This is a genomic window from Vibrio sp. 1557 (genome assembly GCF_033340175.1).
Classification (GTDB): Bacteria; Pseudomonadota; Gammaproteobacteria; order Enterobacterales; family Vibrionaceae; genus Vibrio; species Vibrio alginolyticus.
This window is the reverse complement of the sequence record NZ_JAWOVZ010000011.1, coordinates 115,286-137,253: the sequence shown is the minus strand read 5'-3', so window position 1 is coordinate 137,253 and position 21,968 is coordinate 115,286. Positions and strand designations below refer to the sequence as shown.

General features: G+C 43.1%; 20 protein-coding genes. 7 read left to right on the top strand and 13 right to left on the bottom strand.

Going from position 1 to position 21,968, the window contains the following annotated elements; all coding sequences use genetic code 11:
- Nucleotides 1–66 precede the first annotated feature (66 nt).
- Nucleotides 67–339 carry an acylphosphatase gene (gene yccX / locus R7070_RS14860; protein ID WP_017634611.1) on the top strand — a complete coding sequence of 91 codons (273 nt, stop codon included), beginning with the start codon at nucleotides 67–69 and terminating at the stop codon, nucleotides 337–339.
- 2 nt (nucleotides 340–341) lie between these two features.
- On the opposite strand, the gene R7070_RS14855 is transcribed toward yccX, so the two are convergent.
- Nucleotides 342–671 (bottom strand): TusE/DsrC/DsvC family sulfur relay protein, encoded by a 330-nt coding sequence (locus R7070_RS14855; protein WP_005377396.1) that lies wholly within the window; start codon nucleotides 669–671, stop codon nucleotides 342–344.
- A gap of 408 nt (nucleotides 672–1,079) precedes the next feature.
- On the opposite strand from R7070_RS14855, the gene R7070_RS14850 reads away from it, so the two are divergent.
- On the top strand, nucleotides 1,080–1,454 hold the full coding sequence (locus tag R7070_RS14850; RefSeq protein ID WP_025766606.1) for a chromosome partitioning protein ParB: 375 nt from the start codon (nucleotides 1,080–1,082) through the stop codon (nucleotides 1,452–1,454).
- 76 nt (nucleotides 1,455–1,530) lie between these two features.
- Here R7070_RS14850 and R7070_RS14845 read toward each other — a convergent pair whose 3' ends face one another.
- The 5 genes from R7070_RS14845 to R7070_RS14825 form a co-directional block, all read right to left on the bottom strand.
- Nucleotides 1,531–2,193: a Bax inhibitor-1/YccA family protein gene (locus R7070_RS14845; protein ID WP_025766607.1), complete on the bottom strand. Its 663-nt coding sequence runs from the start codon at nucleotides 2,191–2,193 to the stop codon at nucleotides 1,531–1,533.
- Nucleotides 2,194–2,442: 249 nt separating this feature from the next.
- Nucleotides 2,443–3,192, bottom strand: a complete 750-nt coding sequence (locus R7070_RS14840; RefSeq protein WP_005377400.1) for an amino acid ABC transporter ATP-binding protein — start codon at nucleotides 3,190–3,192, stop codon at nucleotides 2,443–2,445.
- A 23-nt stretch (nucleotides 3,193–3,215) separates the two neighbouring features.
- A complete protein-coding gene (locus R7070_RS14835) occupies nucleotides 3,216–4,313 on the bottom strand; it encodes an amino acid ABC transporter permease (protein ID WP_256900545.1) in 1,098 nt (365 codons plus the stop codon).
- A gap of 1 nt (nucleotide 4,314) precedes the next feature.
- Entirely contained in the window at nucleotides 4,315–5,520 is a 1,206-nt protein-coding gene (locus tag R7070_RS14830) for an amino acid ABC transporter permease (protein ID WP_239945481.1), read from the bottom strand.
- A 217-nt stretch (nucleotides 5,521–5,737) separates the two neighbouring features.
- Entirely contained in the window at nucleotides 5,738–6,766 is a 1,029-nt protein-coding gene (locus R7070_RS14825) for an amino acid ABC transporter substrate-binding protein (protein WP_005377403.1), read from the bottom strand.
- A 460-nt stretch (nucleotides 6,767–7,226) separates the two neighbouring features.
- On the opposite strand from R7070_RS14825, the gene R7070_RS14820 reads away from it, so the two are divergent.
- Nucleotides 7,227–8,147, top strand: coding sequence for a bifunctional precorrin-2 dehydrogenase/sirohydrochlorin ferrochelatase (locus R7070_RS14820; RefSeq protein WP_005377406.1), 921 nt, complete (start codon nucleotides 7,227–7,229; stop codon nucleotides 8,145–8,147).
- 101 nt (nucleotides 8,148–8,248) lie between these two features.
- Here R7070_RS14820 and R7070_RS14815 read toward each other — a convergent pair whose 3' ends face one another.
- Both R7070_RS14815 and R7070_RS14810 read right to left on the bottom strand, forming a co-directional pair.
- Nucleotides 8,249–8,731 carry a YajQ family cyclic di-GMP-binding protein gene (locus R7070_RS14815; protein WP_005377415.1) on the bottom strand — a complete coding sequence of 161 codons (483 nt, stop codon included), beginning with the start codon at nucleotides 8,729–8,731 and terminating at the stop codon, nucleotides 8,249–8,251.
- A gap of 21 nt (nucleotides 8,732–8,752) precedes the next feature.
- Complete coding sequence (locus R7070_RS14810; protein WP_005390197.1) at nucleotides 8,753–9,811, bottom strand: 3-deoxy-7-phosphoheptulonate synthase; 1,059 nt, start codon at nucleotides 9,809–9,811, stop codon at nucleotides 8,753–8,755.
- A gap of 372 nt (nucleotides 9,812–10,183) precedes the next feature.
- Here R7070_RS14810 and R7070_RS14805 point away from each other — a divergent pair, with 372 nt between their 5' ends.
- Nucleotides 10,184–10,681 carry a DUF4442 domain-containing protein gene (locus R7070_RS14805; RefSeq protein ID WP_005377418.1) on the top strand — a complete coding sequence of 166 codons (498 nt, stop codon included), beginning with the start codon at nucleotides 10,184–10,186 and terminating at the stop codon, nucleotides 10,679–10,681.
- A 33-nt stretch (nucleotides 10,682–10,714) separates the two neighbouring features.
- Here R7070_RS14805 and R7070_RS14800 read toward each other — a convergent pair whose 3' ends face one another.
- Complete coding sequence (locus R7070_RS14800) at nucleotides 10,715–12,067, bottom strand: hypothetical protein (RefSeq protein ID WP_005377421.1); 1,353 nt, start codon at nucleotides 12,065–12,067, stop codon at nucleotides 10,715–10,717.
- Between the two features lie 192 nt (nucleotides 12,068–12,259).
- Between R7070_RS14800 and R7070_RS14795 the strand changes: the two genes are divergently transcribed.
- The gene (locus R7070_RS14795; protein WP_017633794.1) at nucleotides 12,260–13,093 is read left to right on the top strand and encodes a S1 RNA-binding domain-containing protein; all 834 of its coding nucleotides are present in this window, start codon (nucleotides 12,260–12,262) and stop codon (nucleotides 13,091–13,093) included.
- A gap of 283 nt (nucleotides 13,094–13,376) precedes the next feature.
- Here the strand turns inward: R7070_RS14795 and rsmF are convergent, their stop codons facing one another.
- From rsmF to R7070_RS14775, 4 genes are all read right to left on the bottom strand, one after another.
- Nucleotides 13,377–14,813, bottom strand: coding sequence for a 16S rRNA (cytosine(1407)-C(5))-methyltransferase RsmF (rsmF, locus tag R7070_RS14790; protein ID WP_047102329.1), 1,437 nt, complete (start codon nucleotides 14,811–14,813; stop codon nucleotides 13,377–13,379).
- A 150-nt stretch (nucleotides 14,814–14,963) separates the two neighbouring features.
- Complete coding sequence (locus R7070_RS14785) at nucleotides 14,964–17,612, bottom strand: PqiB family protein (RefSeq protein WP_318141234.1); 2,649 nt, start codon at nucleotides 17,610–17,612, stop codon at nucleotides 14,964–14,966.
- Nucleotides 17,605–18,855: a paraquat-inducible protein A gene (locus tag R7070_RS14780; RefSeq protein ID WP_256900544.1), complete on the bottom strand. Its 1,251-nt coding sequence runs from the start codon at nucleotides 18,853–18,855 to the stop codon at nucleotides 17,605–17,607. The genes R7070_RS14785 and R7070_RS14780 overlap by 8 nt, the downstream gene beginning before the upstream one ends.
- A 24-nt stretch (nucleotides 18,856–18,879) precedes the next feature.
- Nucleotides 18,880–20,676, bottom strand: coding sequence for an ABC transporter ATP-binding protein (locus R7070_RS14775; RefSeq protein WP_005377431.1), 1,797 nt, complete (start codon nucleotides 20,674–20,676; stop codon nucleotides 18,880–18,882).
- Between the two features lie 92 nt (nucleotides 20,677–20,768).
- Here R7070_RS14775 and R7070_RS14770 point away from each other — a divergent pair, with 92 nt between their 5' ends.
- Nucleotides 20,769–21,242, top strand: a complete 474-nt coding sequence (locus R7070_RS14770) for a GAF domain-containing protein (protein WP_005377433.1) — start codon at nucleotides 20,769–20,771, stop codon at nucleotides 21,240–21,242.
- Between the two features lie 97 nt (nucleotides 21,243–21,339).
- Complete coding sequence (gene proQ, locus R7070_RS14765; RefSeq protein ID WP_005377435.1) at nucleotides 21,340–21,966, top strand: RNA chaperone ProQ; 627 nt, start codon at nucleotides 21,340–21,342, stop codon at nucleotides 21,964–21,966.
- Nucleotides 21,967–21,968 lie beyond the last annotated feature (2 nt).

The window sequence follows — 21,968 nt, the reverse complement described above, 5'->3', positions numbered from 1 at the left end:
CACTATCCTTAGTGGGGTGAATAGACGAAAAGAATATATCACTCAGTAAAAAGAAGCGGTACAAAGATGAACGTAAAGTGTGAGAGATTTATAGTAAAAGGTCACGTTCAAGGCGTCGGCTTTCGTTACCATACTTCCCATCAAGGATTGAAGCTAGGGTTAACAGGTTATGCGAAGAACCTAAACAATGGCGATGTTGAAGTGATGGCGTGTGGAACAGACGCGCAAATAGTTGCGTTTTCGGAATGGTTACAAGAAGGACCGCGAACGGCAACAGTAGAGCATGTGATGCAGGAACCTGCGTCGTATAAGCCGTTACGCGGTTTTAAAATTTTATGAATCTACAAGCATTTAGCTGGCTTTGGTAGGCCGGCTAATTTGGTTGCTTGTTTGGCTGGCCCCTTTTTAAACAGCTTGAATAGATACTTACTGTTACCTTTTTCTGGGCCGTGCGCTTTTTCCATCGCTTTCACAAGCATACGCACTGCAGGGGAGGTATTAAACTCTTCATAAAAGTCTCGCACAAAATGCACAACTTCCAAATGAGCATCCGTAAGCTCGATGTCTTCTTCTTTTGCTAAAAGCTCAATCATACCTTCTTCCCATTGAGTATGATCCAATAAGTAGCCTTGAGCATCCGTTTCAATTTCTTTGCCGTTGTAAACGAACATAACGTTTTATCCGTTAAGTAAACATGGATGTTTATAGATTAGCGACAGCCGAGAATGTTCTCAACAAAAGAATCTCGAAGTCGTATCGAGCGAAGCAAAAGCGTACAAAATGGTGAGTGTTTTTGACTGAGCTAGGCACTTTGATATAAATGCTCTTTTATTCAAATAAATAAGAAACTATTCAGTTTGTTAGAAATTTTACGGTGTGAGTACCAACGAAATTGCATGGATATTCAGGCTTATTCATTTTTGTTTTGGTTTTTTCTTGGCTACTTGTCTGATTATGGGATTTTATGGGTGAATGAATAGCTGACAACGTTGTGTTTGTTTTCATAGACCGATATTCTCTTTGATTGATGAAAAGCCTGTATTCAGGTTAGAAACAACAATGATGACAAGGAGTTAGTCATGTCGAAACAACGTTACATTGAGATTAATGACAATGTAAAATCCACTTGGTCCATCGAGCGAATTTGGCAACTTGCAGAATCCTTACCTGTAGAAGAAATTGCGATTGATGATATAAAAGGCCCAAATGAAGTGACTTGGTTTAGTCATGAAGGGCCACAGCCAACCTGCCGTGAAATTGCAAAACATTGCCGACGAATCAACAATGCTGATTTGTCGTATCCGGTAATCTTAACCAGTGACTATCGTGTTTTTGACGGTATGCACCGAATCGCCAAGCAAATCATGTTAGGAGAGGAAACGATCAAAGTGAGACGCTTTAGAGAAAATCCAGAAGCTGACGAAGTTATCGAGTTGTCAGTAGAGCAGGCGTAATACACTGAATTGCACACAAAGAAAAAGCCCGAAGGAATTACCTTCGGGCTTTTTTATTCTACTTAACGAGAAACGATTAATCGTCGTTCATAATACCTAGAATGCTTAGTAGGCTGATGAAGATGTTGTAGATTGATACATACAAAGTTACTGTCGCAGAGATGTAGTTTGTTTCACCGCCACGAATAATGCTTTGTGTTGTCATCAGGATCGCCATAGTAGAGAAAATGATAAACAAGCTGCTCAACGCCAAGTGTAAGAGGGTTGATTGAATAAAGAAGCTTGCAATCATGCCCACAACCAGCACAACAAATAGTGATAGCATTAAGCCACCCATCATCGATAGGTCACGTTTCGTTGTTAGTGCGTATGCCGATGCTGCCATGAAAGATAGTGCCGTACCACCGAGTGCGGTTAATACGATATCGCCCATGCCTGCACCTATGTACATGTTTAGAATAGGGCCAACGGTGTAACCCAAGAAGCCAGTAAATAGGAACGTAAACACAAGGCCAAGACTGTTGTTACGGTTTTTCTCTGTTAAGAATAATAGGCCGTAGAAACCAACCAGCATTAGGATGATACCTGGATGTGGAAGGTTAAATGCCATTGCAACGCCAGCAACGACTGCCGACCATAAAAGTGTCATTGAAAGTAGAGCGTAAGTATTACGCAATACTTTGTTCGTTTGTAGAGCACTTTCTTGAGTTGAAGTGCGGGTAAACATTGGACTGTTCATAATCTTCCTCGATAAGAGACTTTCTTTTAAGTACATTTATGGGATTGAAAGTTCAAAAAATCAAGCCCTAACCATACGTAACTTAGATAAAATAATAATAGAAATAAGATGTTATGTATTTGGCAACTTGTAACACAATATTACTGCCTAGCATAGCTATGTTGATTCTTACACAGATTTTTGAATTTAGTAACAAAAAGCACTGGCTTCATAGAAACCAGTGCTTTTTTATGTCGATTCGGCTAAATCTTAGTGGTGTAAGATTTGCGCTAGGAAGTTTTGGGTCCTATCCGATTGAGGATTCTCAAAGAAGTCGACCGGGTTGTTTTCTTCGATGATCTCTCCTGCGTCCATGAATATCACGCGATCGGCAACTTCTTTAGCAAAGCCCATTTCATGTGTCACACATAGCATAGTCATGCCTTCCTCGGCGAGTTCGACCATTACATCCAGTACTTCGCGAACCATTTCCGGGTCGAGTGCAGATGTTGGCTCATCAAAAAGCATGACTTTAGGGTTCATACACAAAGAGCGAGCAATCGCCACACGTTGTTGCTGGCCACCAGACAGCTGACCGGGATACTTCTCCGCTTGGTCTGGAATTTTTACACGTTCCAGATATTTCATCGCAACTGCTTCTGCCTCATCTTTTGGCATCTTCTTCACCCAGATAGGCGCGAGCGTACAGTTTTCCAGTACGGTTAAATGAGGGAAGAGATTAAAGTGTTGAAAGCACATGCCCACTTCTCGGCGTACTGCTTCAATGTTCTTTAAGTCTTCAGTTAATTCCGTACCAGAGACGTAAATGCTGCCTGCTTGGTGTTCTTCAAGGCGGTTAATACAGCGAATCATCGTTGATTTTCCCGACCCAGATGGGCCACAGATAACGATTTTCTCGCCGCGCTTAACGTCGAGGTTAATATTTTTTAGTACGTGAAACTCACCATACCATTTATTCATGTCCTTCAATTGGATCATGTAATCTTGTTGTTGCGTCATAATACGTCCTTGATCTTGATGAGTTATCGTTTGTGACCGGTATGAAGTTTGTTTTCAAGCCATATCGAATAGCGTGACATGCCAAAACAAAATACCCAAAACACTAACGCGACAAATACATAACTTTCAGTAGCAAAACCTAACCATTCAGGGTCGGTATTTGCTGCTTGTCCTATACCGAGTACGTCAAACATGCCAATGATGAGTACTAAACTGGTGTCTTTAAACAAACCGATAAAGGTGTTCACGATAGAAGGAATAGTAATCTTTAGCGCCTGTGGCAAGATAATAAGCCCAGTCTTTTTCCAGTAACTTAACCCAAGCGCATCAGCGGCTTCATATTGACCTTTCGGAATGGCTTGTAGACCACCGCGTACCACTTCTGCCATGTAAGCGGAGGCAAACATAACCACACCGATAAGGGCGCGAATCAGTTTATCTGTCTCTGAACCTTCAGACATAAACAATGGAAGCATAACCGAAGCCATGAACAAAACCGTAATAAGCGGAACGCCACGCCAAACTTCAATGTAGACGGTACAAATGCTGCGAATGATCGGCATCTCTGAACGTCTACCAAGCGCAAGCACCACACCAATTGGCAGTGAAACTACGATACCAACTAACGCAATAATGAGCGTAACGAGTAATCCACCCCATTTGTGTGTATCGACCACTTCTAGTCCAAAGACACCCCCGTATAAAAGCCCAGCGATGATGAATGGATAGATGTTTACGAAGAAAAGCCAAATCCACGTCCGTTTCGGTGTCTTCTCATACGCGAGTAAAACGGTAAATATGGCTAATGTGATATAGAAAAGGCGAGGGCGCCATAGTTCGGACTCTGGATAAAAACCATACATGAACTGCTCCCAGCGCACGCTGATAAATACCCAGCAAGCACCATCTCGGCTACAGTCGTCACGCGTTGAGCCAATCCAGTCTGCGTTAATAAACGCCCAATCCACGATATACCATATTGCAGTTACGACAATATACGCAAGAATGACAGTAACAATGGAATTGATAGGGCCATTAAATAGATTTTTCCGCATCCAACCAACGAAGCCTACAGTATTGGCGGGTGGTGGGAGATCCGGTTGAAATTGATGAGTACTCATATTATCTCTCCACCAGCGCGACTTTACGGTTATACAAGTTCATTAATGCAGACGTAATCAGACTTAATGTCAAGTACACGCCCATCGTCATCGCAATGATCTCAATCGCTTGTCCCGTTTGGTTCAGGGTAGTACCAGCAAACACAGAGACAAGATCTGGGTAACCAATCGCCATCGCTAACGATGAGTTTTTGGTGAGGTTGAGATATTGACTGGTTAAAGGTGGAATAATAATTCGTAACGCTTGAGGAATGACAACAAGCTTTAAAGTTTTCGAGCGTGGTAAGCCTAGCGACATCGCTGCTTCGGTTTGACCATGACTAACCGCATTAATACCAGAGCGAACAATCTCAGCAATGAAAGAAGCTGTATAAACACTCAATGCCAAAAGTAGCGCAGCCAATTCAGGAATAATGCTAATACCACCTCGGAAGTTAAACCCTTTTAGTTCAGGATAATTCAGTGAAATTGGCATACCAGCAAGGAAGTACACAACCAATGGAAGGCCAACAACTAAACCCAAAGCTATTCTTCCCATTGGGGTTTGTTGCCCAGTGAGACGTTGCTTATTATTCGCCCATACATTAATTAATAAGCTTGCGATTACCCCGAAGATTAACGCGGCAATAACGTAGCTACTGCCGGGTTCCATAGTCGGTGCAGGGAAATATAAGCCACGAACGTTCAGGAAAATAGCTTCACCAAGACTTAAGCTTTGGCGTGGTGAGGGTAATGCTTGAAGAACAGCGAAATACCAGAAGAATATTTGCAGAAGAAGGGGGATATTTCGGAAAGTTTCGATATAAACTGCCGCTAAACGACTAACTAACCAGTTAGAAGAAAGGCGGGCAACCCCCATGGTAAAGCCAATCACAGTAGCCAGAATAATACCTAATACGGAGACTAACGCCGTATTAAGAAGGCCGATGATAAATGTTCTACCGTAAGAGTACGTTTCATCGTATTCAATTAGTGTTAACCCAATACCAAACCCGGCTTCTTGATTCAGAAAACCGAAGCCCGTTGCAATACCACGAGCATCTAAGTTATTGAGAGCGTTGTTTACAATCGTGTAAAAGAAAAATACCAGTGCAGCAATGGCAATGATCTGGAAAATAGCAGAACGAAAGGCAGGATTATAAATCAGGCTCTTGCTTCCGCTTGGTTTGGACATCGTACTTGGCGATGCATCTTGTGTCGGTTTCATACAGCGATAACCTCAAACCTTAGTTATAGATATCGGCCTGTATAAAGAAGTTTCGTCCTTGCTGGCTAAAGAATAACGCTCCATGTCTGGTGACGTACGAACCTTTAAAGCCGTTCCACCAAGCGAGCGCTTTTCGCCATCCAATGAGCGATCCTTACTCATACAGTGAGATATAATCAAGAAAAAGGGCGGCATGAACCGCCCTGATTAACTCTTTCTATCGGATTGGTGGCGCGTACATAAAGCCGCCTGCATTCCATAGCGCATTAACGCCACGAGAGATTTCTAACGGCGAACCAGTACCGACTGTACGTTCGAAGCTTTCACCATAGTTACCAACTTGTTTGATAACCTGGTAGCCCCAATCGTCGCGGATACCCAACCCTTTGCCTTTAGGGCCATCAACACCAAGGATACGTTTGATGTTTGGATCTGTTGACTTCAGCATTTCATCCGCATTCTTCGAACTAATACCGTATTCTTCAGCGTTAATCATCGCAGACAATGTCCACTTAGCGATGTTAAACCATTGATCATCGCCTTGACGAACGACTGGACCTAGTGGCTCTTTAGAGATGATTTCTGGAAGAACGGCCGCAGAGGACGGATCTTTCAAATTCAAACGTAGTGCATAAAGGCCAGATTGGTCAGTTGTTAGTACGTCACAGCGTCCCGCATCAAAACCTTTCGAAGTTTGCGCCGCTGTGTCGAATACCACTGGTTTGTACGCCATGCCTTGGTTGCGGAAATAATCTGCAAGGTTTAGCTCGGTTGTTGTACCTGATTGAACACATACCGACGCACCATCAAGCTCTTTAGCACTTGATATACCAAGTTCCTTCTTCACCATAAAGCCTTGACCGTCGTAGTAGTTCACACCTACGAAGTTTAGGCCCAGTGCAGTGTCACGGTGGAGAGTCCAGGTCGTGTTACGGGAAAGCACATCAATCTCACCAGATTGAAGCGCAGTGAAACGTTCTTTTGCGGTTAGGGGTACATATTTAACTTTCGTTTTATCCCCAAGAACGGCTGCAGCCAGTGCTTGGCAATATTCTACGTCGATACCTTCCCATTCGCCTTTTGAGTTAGGGTTAGAGAAACCAGGTAGACCGGTACTTACGCCACAAGTAAGAAAGCCTTGTTTTGTGACTTTGTCCAGAGTAGTGTCTGCTGCTTGAGCTGATGTTGCCATCATCGCAGTAGAAGCCGCTACGACGGAAGCAAGAACTGTGAGTTTATTTGCCATTTGTATCCTTCCTGTATGATCCATGTTTAATCAGGAGTGACCTGAAATAACGTGTCCAATTCGTTAGAGTTATCGTCCTACGTGATTGATTTTCGAAGAAACGGCATTCGATAGATCAACCAGTTATAAGCGTAGGAAAGGATCTGTTAATTCTCAAATATATAATTTAAATGAAGTTTTGAGAGAACTTACAAAGTGCCTTGAGATTTAGAATGACGAAATGTTAATTGTTTGTAAATAGTGCAATTCATGGACAATTTGGTGCATCAGAACAATCAATAGAAGAGTGAACAATACAAAAGAATAAAAAGTTGTTATTAAAACTGTCATTAGCTGGGCAAGGTGAAGTTCAGTAAAAATTCAAACAAAAATTATTTGTGATACCGAAACAGGGTGATGAGCTTGCCCCATTTTTGGTAGCATGGTCTACAACAGCTAATTAGAGTAATCATGGATTGAAATGCGATATTTTCCTCTGTTCTTAGATTTAATTAATAAACCCGTTCTCGTCGTGGGTGGCGGTGAGGTGGCAAGCCGAAAGGTGGAAGCGTTGCTAAAGGCTGGGGCGGATGTGACTATCGTTTCTCCGACGTTGGTTGATTTTCTGTCTAAGCTTGCTTCTGAGCATCAACTGCGCTGGGTACAACGTTTCTATTCGAGTGACATTGTCACTAAAAACTTTGTTCAAGTGTGGGCGACGACAGACAATCCTGAGCTAAATCACCAAGTGTACAAAGATGCCAAAGAGCTAGGCATCTTGGTTAACGTTGTGGATGATAAGCCTTATTGTGATTTCATCACGCCGTCTATGATTAATCGTGGCCGCATCCAAATCGCAATCTCTAGTGGTGGAGCTTCGCCAGTTTTAATTCGAAACATCCGTGAAAAACTTGAATCGATACTGCCACAAAACATGGGGTTGATGGCGGACTTTGCTAACTCAAAGCGAAACTCAATTAAAGAGGCGCTGCCTAGTGTCGATTTACGCCGCAAGTTTTGGGAGCAATTCTTCTCGAACCCCGAGGTGGAAAACGCGCGAGATAATCGTGAGTTAGAAGCAATTTACCAAGCGACCATGGCAACACCTTTAGATGAAAAGGGAAGTTGTACTTGGGTTCATGTTGGGAAAGATGTTGAGATGTTGCCAATAAAAGCCGTACGCTATATGCAACAAGCGGAGCTGGCTCTGTACTCAACTCGATGTGAAGCGAATGTGTTAGAACTAATACGAAGAGATGCAGAAAGAGAAGCTTTCTCGAGCGCTGCTGAGCTTTCGGATATGCTGGCCAAGGCTAAAGCTGAAAAGCTTCGAATTTGCGTGTTCATACCACAAGGAACGAGCGAATTCGTATTGCTGCAAGGACAGGACTTAGTTATCTAGCAATGCCAAATGCTAAAGTGGATACGTAGTTCGTTACACTAAAGCCAATAAAAAACGCCAGCGGATTATGCGCTGGCGTTTTTATTTACTTCTCAGATTGATTAATCACGGAAGTTGTTAAACTGGAATGGGATACCCATCTCTGCTTCACGAATCGCTGCCATTGTCGCTTGCAGGTCGTCGCGTTTCTTACCGGTAACACGTACTTTGTCGCCTTGAATAGAAGCTTGTACTTTTAACTTTGCGTCTTTGATAAGTTTCACTACTTTTTTCGCCGTTGGAGTATCAATACCTTGGCGGAAAAGCAGAGTTTGGTGCCAGTTTTTACCAGTAACGTCTGGGTCTTGTGCATCCATTGCGTTCGCGTCAATGTTACGCTTCGCTAAGTGGCCGCGTAAAATGTCGCGCATTTGCTTAAGTTGGAAGTCACCTTCCGCAGACATTTTTACGTTTTCTTCTACTAGCTCAAAGCTCGCATTTACGTTGCGGAAATCGAAACGAGTAGACAATTCACGGTTAGCATTATCAACGGCGTTACGTAGTTCAACCGTATCGATTTCAGAAACAATATCAAACGATGGCATGAAGATTCCTTGATTATTTTGTTATAGGGACTTTCGGGACTTAACAGCGCTTGCCAGCATATCTAGCATTGTAGCAGTGTCTTCCCAACCTAGGCATGGATCTGTAATAGACTGACCATACGTTAGGTTATTGATGTCAGTCATTGGCTGATTGCCTTCAAGAATAAAGCTTTCTGCCATGATACCCGCAATACGAGTGCTGCCTGACTTAATTTGGTTACAAATGTCTTGAGCTACGTCGATTTGTTTTCTGTGTTGCTTCTGACAGTTTGCATGGCTGAAATCCACAACCAAACGTTGTGGCAATCCAAACTCAGCTAAAGCATCACATGCTTGTTTGACTGATGCTTCATCAAAGTTAGGGCCTTTTTCTCCACCGCGCAGAATAATATGACCGTAAGGGTTGCCACTTGTGCGGTAAACCGTCATTCGACCGTTCTTATCTGGCGAGTAGAAGTAATGCGATGCTTTCGATGCGCGAATTGCATCAATTGCAATTTTTACGTTGCCATTTGTGCCATTTTTGAAACCAACTGGGCAAGATAGTGCCGACGCCATTTCACGGTGAATTTGTGATTCCGTTGTGCGAGCACCAATCGCGCCCCAAGTGATCAAATCCGCGATGTATTGGCCAGTGATCATATCAAGAAACTCAGTAGCAGTCGCAAGACCAAGCTTGTTGATATCCAGTAGTAGTTTACGAGCTTTATGAAGACCAGCTTCAAGTGCGTAAGAACCATCTAGGTTAGGGTCCGTAATCAAACCTTTCCAACCAACTACTGTACGAGGCTTTTCAAAGTAAGTACGCATCACGATAAACAGTTCGTCTTTGTACTTGTCTTGGATTTCACTCAGGCGAGTGGCGTAATCAATGGCAGCTTCAGTGTCGTGAACAGAACACGGACCTACAATCGCAAGAAGGCGATCGTCTTCACCCGATAAAATGTTTTCAATCTGACGACGAGATTGAGCGATACGGTCTGCAACGTCATCCGTAATAGGATGTACACTACCTAGCTCTGCTGGGGTAGGCATTGGACCCAAAGGCTGGGTTCTCAATTCATCTGTTTTTATAGGCATGTTATAGCTTTATTCTCTATTGCGAAGGGGTAAAGATAACGGAATTACAGGCAGGAATAAACCGTTTCACGGGAATCTTCGCCAGGAAATACCGAATTGTATACAAAGGTGTAGGTATTCATTTAAATGACTTATGTATAAATGACAAAACTTGATCATTAAATCAATATATATACATTTGAATTTATAACCATTTTATCTATCTCGCTGTAAGGTAATCTAAGTAACTGCGATAAACTTCATACCTCACGGGTGACGCCGTCACTTCATGAGGGTTAAATAACTCGTGAGATCGAGCTTTTGTTAACATTTCTTTGACATCTATTTCTTTCGTTGATTAACTGGTCTGACTAGATTGGTAAGGAGACCAAAATGTTATCAGCTCTACGTCGTGCGAATTTGTATCTAAATCTGTTTGGCTTTTCGAAAGTGCCGCTGATTTGGCTTTGCCACCCTAAAATCATTGCGATAGATAGCAAGCATGTTGAGGTTCGTATCCCATTGCGCAGAAGAACGAAGAACCACCTGAATAGCATGTATTTCGGCGCTTTAGCCGTTGGCGCTGATGTTGCTGGTGGTTTTCTTGCTATGAGTAAAGCGCAAGAAAAGGGAGAAGCGATCTCGCTAGCATTTAAAGGTGTGAAAGCCGAGTTTTTAAAGCGCCCGGAAGCCGATGTGCACTTTGTTTGTAACGATGGTCATGTCATTGATGAGATGCTCGAGCACACCTTGGCAACGGGTGAACGAGTAAATCGTGACGTAAAAATTGTCGCGCTGTGTCCTAACTTACATGGTGACGAGCCAATGGCTGAATTTTCGCTTACTCTTTCGATAAAAAAAGCAGCCCAACAAAGAAAAGAGGCTGCCTAGTGGTTTGTGGCTCGTTTGTTTAAAGGCGTTGGCTTAATTGAGTTCAATCTTCTCGATAGAGACGATTTTGGAGCGATTTAAGACCACTTTCCAGCGGTAATAAACAGGCTCATCGGTGTGGTTGTCCTCTTTGACAATCACATTGAGCAAATGACGTTTCTCTACTGACTCTTTGGTTACTTGACCTTCATTTAAACGGTAAACTCGGTTTGAGCTTTTATCCATCAAGCGGATGATAGGGCGCAAACTGATGTTCAATGTTTCTCTCGTTTGTTCGTAACCACTCAAGAAAAGAGAGGTCGCCATTTCGGTTTTCTCGTGATAATGAAGAATCTGCTCTTCACGTTGAACGACGCGTTTTTTACGTATTCTTTGAATCTTATCCGGCAAGCTACTTAAGGTACGATAATCGAGCCACTCCAATTTTTTGCCAACCACTTTTTTCGTCGTTGGATCAACGTACTTCTTACGCCATTTTGGTTTTCCTTTACGGATCCATCGCCACATGGCATCGCGTAAATCATCTTTAAAGATTTCTCGTAAAGCGTAAATAAAAGACATCGCGATAATGAATGAGGCAGAAATTTCCCCCAGATAATCGCGAGCGAGAATCACGGTCGAGGTCACGACAACCATCACTAAACCGGTTGCAATACCTTTGATAGCGCGCTTAATGTTGTTACCCATCGATATGGTTTCTTCACGAAGCACGATAGGGTGTTCAATCAATCGCCTTAGCAAGCGCATTTTGTTAGATAGGCGAGTAACGTCTTCAACGACTCTTGATGAGTTGTATTTGTTGAGTTTACGATGGGCTTGCTCTTTCTCACATAGCGTGATCAGACGCTTTTTGATCGTGCCATAGTCGCCTTCACGTGGTAGATGGGCCACCAGTGACAGGAACTTTTGCTCGGTATACCAAGACAGATAGTTATCGATGTTAACGTAGTAGCGTTTTAAGTTCTCTTCATAAGGAATAGAACGCCGCAAGCGCTTTAAGATCTCAAGCGTGAGCTCGATAACTTCGTCCACTTCATCTTCCGTTACGGAGTTGTTCTCATGCTTGTTTAAACTTGCTACCGCTTTGTCTAGCGCGATAACGTATTGGTAAGCGAACAAACTCAAACTTACTCGGTATTGCTGATTCGACAGGCGTCCACGTTTGGCAAGTCGACTGTGTACTAGCGGAAGAAGGATTTCAGTACTGTAATAAGATCGTTGCTGTGTGATTGAGGTGTAATAAAATTCGGATTCACTGATGATATCGGCGTTTAAACCAAGCTCACCAGGTATAAAAAAGTAAATATCTAGGTCGACACTTTTGCTCTTTGCGAGTGCATGACTGATTTTTAATGTTATTGAGTCTTGTTTATCGACGGTGACCAAAGAAAGCTCCTGACTTTGCTAAAGCATTCTTAACTTATGCGTTCCGTTGAGCAGGTAAGTATAAGAGTGCTAAAAGAGTGACTGGGGCATATAGCTGAACGACAACAGCATAACAGAGCACTATGCTTTTCTCTCTGATTTTCTTGTTAGTTTAGGTATAATTCCACGTAAATTTAAAAAGAGACAAAATCAATGATTAAAATTGGTCAAATTAACAGCTTAGAAGTCATTAAAAAGGCTGATTTTGGCGTATTTCTGGATGGCGATGATTACGGTTCTGTTCTACTACCTAGTAAGTATGTACCAGAGGGTACTGAAATTGGTGAGCATGTAGACGTATTTCTGTACTTCGATTCAGAAAGCCAACTTGCTGCGACCATTGAAAGACCAATTGCCCAAGTGGGTGAATGGGGTTTAATGAAGATTGAGGGTGTGAATGCGACAGGTGCTTTTGTAAATTGGGGCATCAAAGAAAAGGACTTACTGATTCCTTTTAGTGAGCAACGCACTCGCTTCTCTGCCGGACAAACCATTTTAGTGTATGTTTATACCGACAAAGCGTCAGGTCGCATTGTTGGTACGACTAAGTTCAATAAATGGTTAGATAAAACTCCAGCGAATTATGAAGTTAACGAGCAAGTTGATTTGATCATCGCAGAGCGTAGTCAACTTGGTTATAAAGCTATCGTTAATGGTAAGCATTGGGGCATGATTTTCCCATCGGATGTTTTTGGTAAGCTTTACATCGGTAAAAAGCTGAAAGGCTTTATTAAGCACATTCGTGAAGATGGCAAAATCGACCTTGCTCTACAAAAAGTCGGTGTGGCGAAAATGGACGATCTTTCTAGTAAGATCCTTGACTTGCTAGAGAAGAAAGGCGGATTTTTGCCTTTGAATGACAAGTCTTCTCCTGAAGCGATTTTTGATGCTTTCCGCACAAGTAAAGGGACTTATAAAAAGACCATCGGTGGCTTATACAAGCAGGGTAAAATTGTCATTGAGAAAGACGGTATTCGTCTAGCGTAGTCCAAACTCACGTATAGTGGAACTACAGCCAAAAAAACGGCCCAAACTTTTCCTTTTTTTGGGCCTAGGGGAAACGGCTCCGCAGAGCCTGCGCTAAACTTGTCCAACAATAATTTTGTTGGTGAACATAGAGAGAAATGCCACATCAAAGCATTACTTTGATACAACTAGTTTAGTACAGCGTGTCCGGATCGCTAGCGAGCCCACTTGCTTTCATACTTACGAATTAAAAAGCCATCGCAAATACGATGGCTTTTCATTTATTTATGGTTCGTTACGTCTTTTAAAATAAGTTCTTATCTCGTACTAATTCGCGAGGGAGACCATTCTTTATTCGGTTGCTTACCCACTTGCCAAGGCCAATAACTGCGCCTTGATAGGTGACAAGCACTTCGCCTTTACCTGTTTTCATTCCCTCAGGAATGGTTTGTGGGCGAACATCACGCCCCATGTACCATTCGCGCGCTTCTTCAATACTGAGTTCAATGGCGTTGCTTTCAGAACCTGTCGCCAGGGCAGTCGCGACTTGGTGTTGCCAACGGTAGCCATTTTTATGGGCTTCCGCGATCTTTATACCCATACGGGAGAAGCGTAATTCGCCGATCATCGGTTCTAAAGCATTAGGGAATAACCAGACATCTTTATCGCGAAGCCATACAGAACTGTCATTTGGAAGTTTAATACCTAACGCGCTTTGGAGTTGTTGAGCAATTTCTGTCGATTCTTTTTTTGAAGTTTTAGCAAAGGGGAATTTCCCCATGCGCTTTTTGACTTCTGGCGCCTCAACAGCAGCCAGTTTGCGAATTCTTGCAACAAAGAACCCTTCACAGTCGTAGACCTGCGGGAAAATATGCAAAAAGCCTTCTTCAGTTAGAGCTGCCTCTGCGTTCTCAAACAAGTTCTCAAGGCTTTCAAACTCTACAGCATCCCCAAAGGTTTCTTTCAAGTGATGACAAACTTGTTGGTTTTCTTCTGTACTGAGCGTACATGTTGAGTAAACCATCACACCACCGGGCTTTAATGCATGGAAGGCGCTTTCAATAAGATCTTTCTGCGTGTCAGCGATGTCGAGTACGGAAGCTTGCGTCCAGTTTTTCATCGCATCTTCGTCTTTGCGAACGGTGCCTTCTCCAGAGCAAGGCGCGTCGAGCAAAACCGCATCAAATTGTTCTGGTAGCCAACCGCCAAAAACGCGTCCATCGAAGTTACTTAGTGCGGCGTTACGTACCCCACAACGTTCCACATTAGCGTGCAGTACTTTTACACGACTTGCGGCGTATTCATTGGCCACAAGTACACCTTCGTTGTTCATTAAAGCTGCAATTTGAGTGGTTTTTGAGCCTGGAGCGGCTGCGGTATCTAACACGGCATCGTAAGATTCATCATTCATAAACAGAGCAGATACCGGCATCATCGAACTGGCTTCTTGAATGTAGAATAAGCCAGACATGTGTTCTGCTGTGTTGCCTAATGGTACAACTGACTCGTCCGCTTCAATCCAAAACCCCGTGTCACACCAAGGCACAGGAGAAAGCTTCCAGCCTTTTGTTTCTGCTCGTTCTAAAAACGCTTCAACGCTGATCTTCAACGTATTAACTCGAATACTCTTGCGCAGTGGCTTTTGGCACGATGCGATAAAGTCTTCCATGTTGAGGTGAGCTGGAAGGATAGTTTGGATTTTTTCCAGAAACGCGTCTGGGATGTAAACATTAGGATGCAATGTGGGATCTCGTTTGCAGAATTTGTGGCAAATAATATACGAAAGCGAAGCAGAAACGAATAGTGACAAGGGCCGAGCAATAAAAAAGAGCAGCGATTGCTGCTCTTTTAAGGTACTCAAACTTCAATTGTACCTGAATTGAGCTTTATTCTACGGCTTAGGAATCGCAGTACGCCATTGAGTCCAACCTTCTTCAGCTTGTGGATACAAAAAGAAAGATTGCCCACTTTTTGCCGCTGGTGGAATAGTCGATTGCTCTGGCGTTGAAAACGCAATTCCTCCGCGAACTAAACTATCAAATGTGCCTGCTTTGATGTTCGCGCCAGTAAGCCCGATGGAGACATCTACTCCTGAAACATTCCAAAACACGCTGTTTTGACGAACGAGGTAAGCATATTCAGGCTGTATTTTGATAGTCGTGACGATGCGATCAGCAAATTCTCCTAGGCTTACGTCGGTCACTTGGCCAACTTCCATCTGGCGGTAAAGAATAGGGGTACCGACTTGTACTGAGCCTCTTTGTTCACTTTGTAACGTAAACATGATTCCATGCACGCGTTCTGAACTATTTTCTAACTGAAAATCAAATTTGGCTTTACCTTTACCTGGTTCAACACTGATGGATTTCGACACCAACGCCCCGAGGTTTTTAACGCCACCTAAACCAATTTCTGGTTCAGTTAGCCAAAAATTTGAACCTTCAACTGCAATGTTTTCTACGTATTCAGGTAGGATTCTTGCAGTGACTTCAACCATGTTACGACGAAAATTCGGTACAACCAGAGTGATTTCACCAACTTTAACACCTTGATATTCAATCGGCATTCCTTTAGCAATCTCTTGCGAACCGTCGGTTTCTAAAGCAATGACGCGCCCAAACTTGCGAGCGGTTTTTTGATCAGAATACAGCTTCCAGTTTTCTCCGATTTTGTTTTCAACGCCTGGTACGGAGTCAAAAGCGATGCCACCTTCGATTAACGATTTTAAAGGGTGCGCTTTCACACTAACTCCGGCTAATGATGCATCTATCTCGATCCCTGAACGATTCCAAAAAACGGTTTGTGGCGTTACAAGATAAGCGAAGCGGTTTTCGATGGTAGCCTTAATTAGTACTCCGCCATCAACTAGTTGGAAATCGGAGACGTTACCAACTGGAAGATTACGATAGAGTAGAGGACTGCCTTTGGAAATCGGCGGCAATTCAGAAGCAAATAGTGTTAGCGCCCTAGAGCCACTTTGATTGTACTGCGCCAATTCAGCCAATGATTCATTTTGGAACAGCTGATACTCTTTTTGAATATCCTGCTTGCCTTCGCTCACAAAACTAATTGACCCGGTTAACAACTGCTTTGCTGGAGGAACGGTAACGCTGAGCCCGGATTCAGTTAACTCTGCTGATGCACTGCCGGTTACATAAAAACGATTGTTTGATTTGATCAGATGTTTGTATTCATGGTCAATCAATACATCCATAAATACTTCGTGTTGTGATTTTTTATCTTCCTTAACTAGGCCCACTTTGATGATTGAACCAACAACGATGCCTTTATAAAGTACATTGGCACCGCTATCTAGGCCAAACGAATTGTCGGACACCAACCGAATCGCGATGGACTTTTCTTGCTGTTGGTTAAACACGTTTTTACGAATGGCAGTAAAGCGGCGAGAGCGTTCACCCGCGCCCGGCACGATCGTTAAGAAGTTTCCTCGCACTAAATTAGCAATGTTTTCAACACCAGAAAGGGACACTTTTGCTTCTTCTAAAACAAATCGAGTACCTGTCGTCAGCATGTCACTAAAAGCGGGTTGAATTGCCGCTGACGCCAATATCACTTCTCGGCCTTCGGAAAGGCTCAAGTCCGTAACTTGGCCAATTTCGATTCCGCGATACATAATTGGAGCGCCTTCTCCGCTGATCTTGCTGTCATCAGGTAGGACGATTTTAACCGCGATGCCTCGACCAGCAGTTTTCAAATCTTTATACAAACGGAACTCGGTGTTCTCTTCTACAGGCTCACCATCATCCGGAGAGTCGACGGCGATGGCGCCACCTAGTAAGGCACTCATGCTTTCTAGTCTTACATCGACACCTTCAAAACCGATGCTGGCACCAATTCCACTGACGTTCCAGAATCGACTGCGGTTGTTAATGATATGTCGGTATTGATCCTGAATGTTGGCTTGAATAGTGATAGATTTTGCATCTTCATCTAGCTGGTAACTGTACACTTCACCGATTGGGATTTTCTTATAAACAATTTGAGAGCCAACCGATACACCACCTAAATCACGGCTTTTGAGCTTAATATTCAAACCTTGAGAAACGCGTAAATCTGTTGGGGCAGAGTCTAACGCATGGAATGTTGTCTCAAACTCTTGACCATCTCCGGGTTGAATCGAGATGTAGTTACCTGAGACGAGCGCATCCAGTCCGGAAACTCCCGTTAGGCTAGCTGTTGGTTTTACTAACCAAAAGCGTGTTTTATCGTTCAGTAACTTTGCAGCTTCAGGATAGATATCAGCATCGACATAAATACTGCCGAGATCTTCGGTGAGGTTAATGTCTCTTACCATGCCGACTTCTAATCCTTGGTAACGGATAGTGGTTCGGCCGGCGACAAGACCAGCGGCATCAGAAAAATAGATTTGCACTCGTTGTCCTGCATCGTGTATCGACTTCACAACAAGCCAGCCAGCTAAGACCATGGTCAAAATTGGCAACAGCCAAAGAGGAGATATGCCTTTACTCCGCTTTACATCTGGTACGTATGACGTTTGAGAACTGTTCTGATCACTCATTCATTGACTCTTTTTCTGATTGTTTTGGGCTTGTTTGGTCCCAGATTAGCCTTGGATCAATACTTTCTGCTGCAAGCATGGTCAATACAACGACAACACCAAATGCTACCGCGCCATATCCTGGTGTGAAATCCAGTATCTGACCACGATCGACTAACGTCATCATGATAGAAATAACAAACAAATCCATCACAGACCATTTACCGATCCATTTAACAACAAAGTAAATCATCATTCGTTGTCTCTTAAACACCGAACGTTTGAATTGGATGCAAAGCATGATGTAGGCGAGCCCAAGTATTTTAATCACCGGGACAACGATACTGGCAACAAAAATGATCGCAGCGATTCCATACATGCCGCTTTTTACTAAACCAGCCACGCCTGAAAAAATAGTGTCCTCCAAACGCTTACCATTGGTAAGCAAGATGGAAATAGGGATCAGGTTAGCAGGGAAGATGGCGACCGTTGCTGCGATGAGGTAAGCCCATGTTTTCTGGATGGAGTTTGGCTTGCGATGATATAACTCGTGATGACAACGCTGGCAATGGTCACCTTCAGGTTGGGACAAGTGGCATTCATGGCAATGCACATCTTTATGCTCAAAAGCATATAAACTTTCTGGTTTCCAAGCTTCCCAATAACGACGCACGCTGATTCTTGAAACTAACAAAACGGTAAATATCTGCAAAAGAACCAGACCAATTAACCCTGGACCGACGAAAATGTCGGAATAATCTTGGAGTTTAAAACAGGAAATGGCGATGCTAACTAAGAACACATCTAACATAACCCAATGCTTCAAATGTTGAATTAGCCACAGTGAGATACGAAGCCCACGGAACCATCGTTGATGTAAAGAAATATGCGCCGTTACCACTGAAACACAAACCGTCAGTGGCGCAAGAGAGCTACAAAATAGAATGAGCAATGAAAGAAGAACAAATCCTTCTTCCATCAATGTGATCATCCCTGAAGGTACGGTTGCCGGAATCATCACACCAAAGAGTCGGATGCTAATAAAGTTAAAAAAGTGCGATGGAATAAATAGTAGGATGCAGGTTATCGCGACGGCTAGATTACCAGAGAGGCTAGGGCTACCTCCGCGATATAATTGTGTACCACAACGAGGGCAGTGTGCATTTTTGCCATGGGGTAAGTCGACGATGTCGACAGGCAATTCACAACCTTGGCACAGACGTACGTTATTGGATTGCATGGCGTGCTTAGACAGAGAGGTCATAACGACCTCTCTAGCTTGAACGATTTAAGCGTGGGACTGTATGCCCCCATATAAGGTTTGATATAAGCCTTCTTGCTCAACTAACTCACCATGAGTACCAGTTTGCGTCACTTTCCCATCTTCAAGCACGTAGATCAAATCGGCTTGTTTAACAGCGGATAGTCGGTGCGCAACGATTAATGTTGTTCTACCACGTAAGAACTCGGTCAGTGCTTTGTGTAAAGCCGCTTCAGTAGCGGTATCTAACGCAGACGTGGCTTCGTCTAAAATAACAAATTGAGGATTACTCAGCACCATTCTAGCAATGGCAAGCCGTTGTCGTTGACCTCCTGACAAACGAATGCCATTACGACCAACTTGAGTATCCAAGCCGTGGTTAAGTTGAGAAATTACATCATGCAGCTGAGCCACTTCAAGCGCACGCCAAAGTGACATTTCGTCAAAATTACCACCAAGCGTTAGATTATGCCTCAAGGTGTCGTTAAATAGTATAGGTTGCTGTAATACCACGGCAATTTTGTCGCGAATTACTTCAAAGCCAATATCTTCTGTTAATTCATCATTAAAGCGAATGCTACCGGAGTTTTGACGGTAAACCCCAATAAGTAATTGTATCAAGGTTGACTTACCACCGCCGCTTGCACCAACCAACGCCACTTTCTTTCCTGCCGGCATATGTAAAGAAAGATTATCTAGGACTTTGTTTTCATTATTGTAAGAGAAATTAATGTTTTCTACTTTAACATCAACTTCTCTACCTTCTTTGAAAGGATTTACCTTAGGAACCGGTCTCTGTTCTTCTTCTAACTCTAATAAGTCGTTGATGCGTTTTAATGCCGCTTTAGCGCTATACCAAGAAAACTGAATCCCAAGCAACTCTTGAACAGGAGACAGCATGAACCATAGGTAACCAAAAACGGCAAATATTTGGCCAATAGTAAGGTCACTGAACATGACCATTAACATTGCGACAGCTCTGAATAATTCAAAGCCGATCAAAAAGAGAAGGAAAGAAACGCGACCAGCCGCTTCAGATTGCCAAGCATACTTGTCTGCATCAACGCGAACTTGGTTCGCACTGTCTTTGAGTTGTTGGAGGAATTCTCGCTCTTTATTGGCCGCGCGTAGTTGGTAGATTCCATCTAATGTTTCAACTAAGCGGTTTTGGAAAATTTCAAAAGAATGATTTTCCTTCCGTTTCAGATGTTTAACCATACTGCCTAGTTTACGTGAGAAGTAAATGACAATAGGGTTAACTAACAGGATAAACAGACCAAGTCGCCAATCGAGCCAAAGTAGAACGATAGCAGTACCAATAACAGTCAGAAAACTGATAACGAATTTTGCTAACGTAGAACCAATAAATTTATCAATGGTCTCAATGTCAGTGATAAGGTGTGCGTTGATTCCTCCGCTACCTTTGGTCTCGTATTGTCGGATGCTGATACGGCCGAGTTTGTCGATCATTTTACTGCGCATCTCAAACGTGATGGTTTTTGAAACAAGCGTAAATTGTCGGCTTTGAAGGATATTTAATCCTTGGCTCGCAGCTCGCATAAGAACAACCAAGAACAGGGTGAAGAAAATATAGCCTGTCGGAGTGTGCCACGCTTCAGGGAGAATGGCATTCATGGCATCTAAGCCTTTTGCAGGTTGGTCCAATAAGACCTCATCAACCATCAAAGGCATGAGGAGGGGAATTGGAACACTAATCAAGGTTGCAAGCACCGCTATCAAGTTCGCTATGATCAGCTTGGACTTGTGCTTTTTTACTTGTGTTATCAACCAAGAACGGCTAATAGTGTCATTTTTCAGAAGCATTGTAATTGAGAATAAGTCCTATTATAAAGTAGGGCTGCATTTTAGCGCCATACATTGAGAATGGAAGCTTTTATAGTAAGTAGGAAGTTAATATGAACTTAGAACAATACCAAAGACTAACCAAACAAGCTGTTGCTCTAATTGAGTCTGAACCAGACTTTATTGCGAACCTAGCAAACTTGAGCTCATTGCTTTTCATGGAACTTGACGATCTTAACTGGGCAGGCTTTTACCTAACAAAAGGTGAAGAGCTTGTTCTTGGTCCGTTCCAAGGAAAACCAGCTTGTGTTCGTATCCCAATGGGTCGAGGCGTCTGCGGTACTGCTGCACAAACTAATACTATACAAAGAGTATACGACGTTCACGAATTTGAGGGGCATATTGCGTGCGATGCAGCGAGCAATTCAGAAATTGTGATTCCATTTTCTATTAATGGAAAGGTGGTTGGTGTACTTGATATTGATAGTCCAAGTATTGGCCGATTTAATGAAACAGACGAAGAAGGTCTCACTCATTTCATGGTTGAAGTAGAAAAGCTGCTTAATTCACACGCGAACGACGCATAAATTAGCCTTCGAGTGTGGTTTTTCCTTGGCATGTCACTATAATACGAGAATATTTTTTCTTAATGCTCGCGGAAATCCGCTCAAATCAGGACCCCTCATGACTGAAAAGTTAAAAAACAGCAAAGAAGTTATTGCATATATTGCTGAATGTTTCCCTAAGTGCTTTACTTTAGAAGGTGAAGCAAAACCTCTGAAAATTGGTATTTTTCAAGATCTTGCGGAACGTCTAAATGAAGACGAAAAAGTAAGCAAAACACAGCTTCGTGCAGCGTTAAGACAGTACACTTCATCATGGCGTTACCTACACGGTGTAAAACCAGGTGCAGTACGTGTAGACCTAGATGGCAACCCTTGTGGTGAGCTAGAAGAAGAGCACGTTGAACACGCGAAAGCGACACTTGCAGAAAGCAAGGCGAAAGTTCAGGCTCGTCGTAAAGAACAAGCACAAAAAGCTCGTGAAGAGGGTAAGGCGAAAGCGAAACCTGCGGCTAAAAAGCCTCAACAGCCTCGTCGTACTAATAAACCAAAAGTACAAAAACCAACTAAGCCTGTAGAAACGCGCGCTCTAAATGCTGATGAAATCACAGTAGGTAACGCAGTTAACGTGAACATGGGCAAAGGAAACATGGCAGCGACCATTGTTGAAATCAATAAGGATGATGTACGTGTTCAACTTGCTAACGGCCTACAAATGGTTGTGAAAGCGGAGCACTTGCGCGCATAAAG

What these genes read in the sequence shown, in the direction of transcription:
- R7070_RS14830 (WP_239945481.1), bottom strand. Translation starts at nt 5,520, where the DNA reads ATGAAACCGACACAAGATGCATCGCCAAGTACGATGTCCAAACCAAGC.
- R7070_RS14770 (WP_005377433.1), top strand. Translation starts at nt 20,769, where the DNA reads ATGAACTTAGAACAATACCAAAGACTAACCAAACAAGCTGTTGCTCTA.
- R7070_RS14855 (WP_005377396.1), bottom strand. Translation starts at nt 671, where the DNA reads ATGTTCGTTTACAACGGCAAAGAAATTGAAACGGATGCTCAAGGCTAC.
- R7070_RS14775 (WP_005377431.1), bottom strand. Translation starts at nt 20,676, where the DNA reads ATGCTTCTGAAAAATGACACTATTAGCCGTTCTTGGTTGATAACACAA.
- R7070_RS14840 (WP_005377400.1), bottom strand. Translation starts at nt 3,192, where the DNA reads ATGACGCAACAACAAGATTACATGATCCAATTGAAGGACATGAATAAA.
- R7070_RS14805 (WP_005377418.1), top strand. Translation starts at nt 10,184, where the DNA reads ATGTTATCAGCTCTACGTCGTGCGAATTTGTATCTAAATCTGTTTGGC.
- R7070_RS14815 (WP_005377415.1), bottom strand. Translation starts at nt 8,731, where the DNA reads ATGCCATCGTTTGATATTGTTTCTGAAATCGATACGGTTGAACTACGT.
- R7070_RS14785 (WP_318141234.1), bottom strand. Translation starts at nt 17,612, where the DNA reads ATGAGTGATCAGAACAGTTCTCAAACGTCATACGTACCAGATGTAAAG.
- R7070_RS14845 (WP_025766607.1), bottom strand. Translation starts at nt 2,193, where the DNA reads ATGAACAGTCCAATGTTTACCCGCACTTCAACTCAAGAAAGTGCTCTA.
- proQ (WP_005377435.1), top strand. Translation starts at nt 21,340, where the DNA reads ATGACTGAAAAGTTAAAAAACAGCAAAGAAGTTATTGCATATATTGCT.
- R7070_RS14780 (WP_256900544.1), bottom strand. Translation starts at nt 18,855, where the DNA reads ATGACCTCTCTGTCTAAGCACGCCATGCAATCCAATAACGTACGTCTG.
- R7070_RS14810 (WP_005390197.1), bottom strand. Translation starts at nt 9,811, where the DNA reads ATGCCTATAAAAACAGATGAATTGAGAACCCAGCCTTTGGGTCCAATG.
- R7070_RS14825 (WP_005377403.1), bottom strand. Translation starts at nt 6,766, where the DNA reads ATGGCAAATAAACTCACAGTTCTTGCTTCCGTCGTAGCGGCTTCTACT.
- R7070_RS14795 (WP_017633794.1), top strand. Translation starts at nt 12,260, where the DNA reads ATGATTAAAATTGGTCAAATTAACAGCTTAGAAGTCATTAAAAAGGCT.
- R7070_RS14835 (WP_256900545.1), bottom strand. Translation starts at nt 4,313, where the DNA reads ATGAGTACTCATCAATTTCAACCGGATCTCCCACCACCCGCCAATACT.
- R7070_RS14850 (WP_025766606.1), top strand. Translation starts at nt 1,080, where the DNA reads ATGTCGAAACAACGTTACATTGAGATTAATGACAATGTAAAATCCACT.
- R7070_RS14820 (WP_005377406.1), top strand. Translation starts at nt 7,227, where the DNA reads ATGCGATATTTTCCTCTGTTCTTAGATTTAATTAATAAACCCGTTCTC.
- yccX (WP_017634611.1), top strand. Translation starts at nt 67, where the DNA reads ATGAACGTAAAGTGTGAGAGATTTATAGTAAAAGGTCACGTTCAAGGC.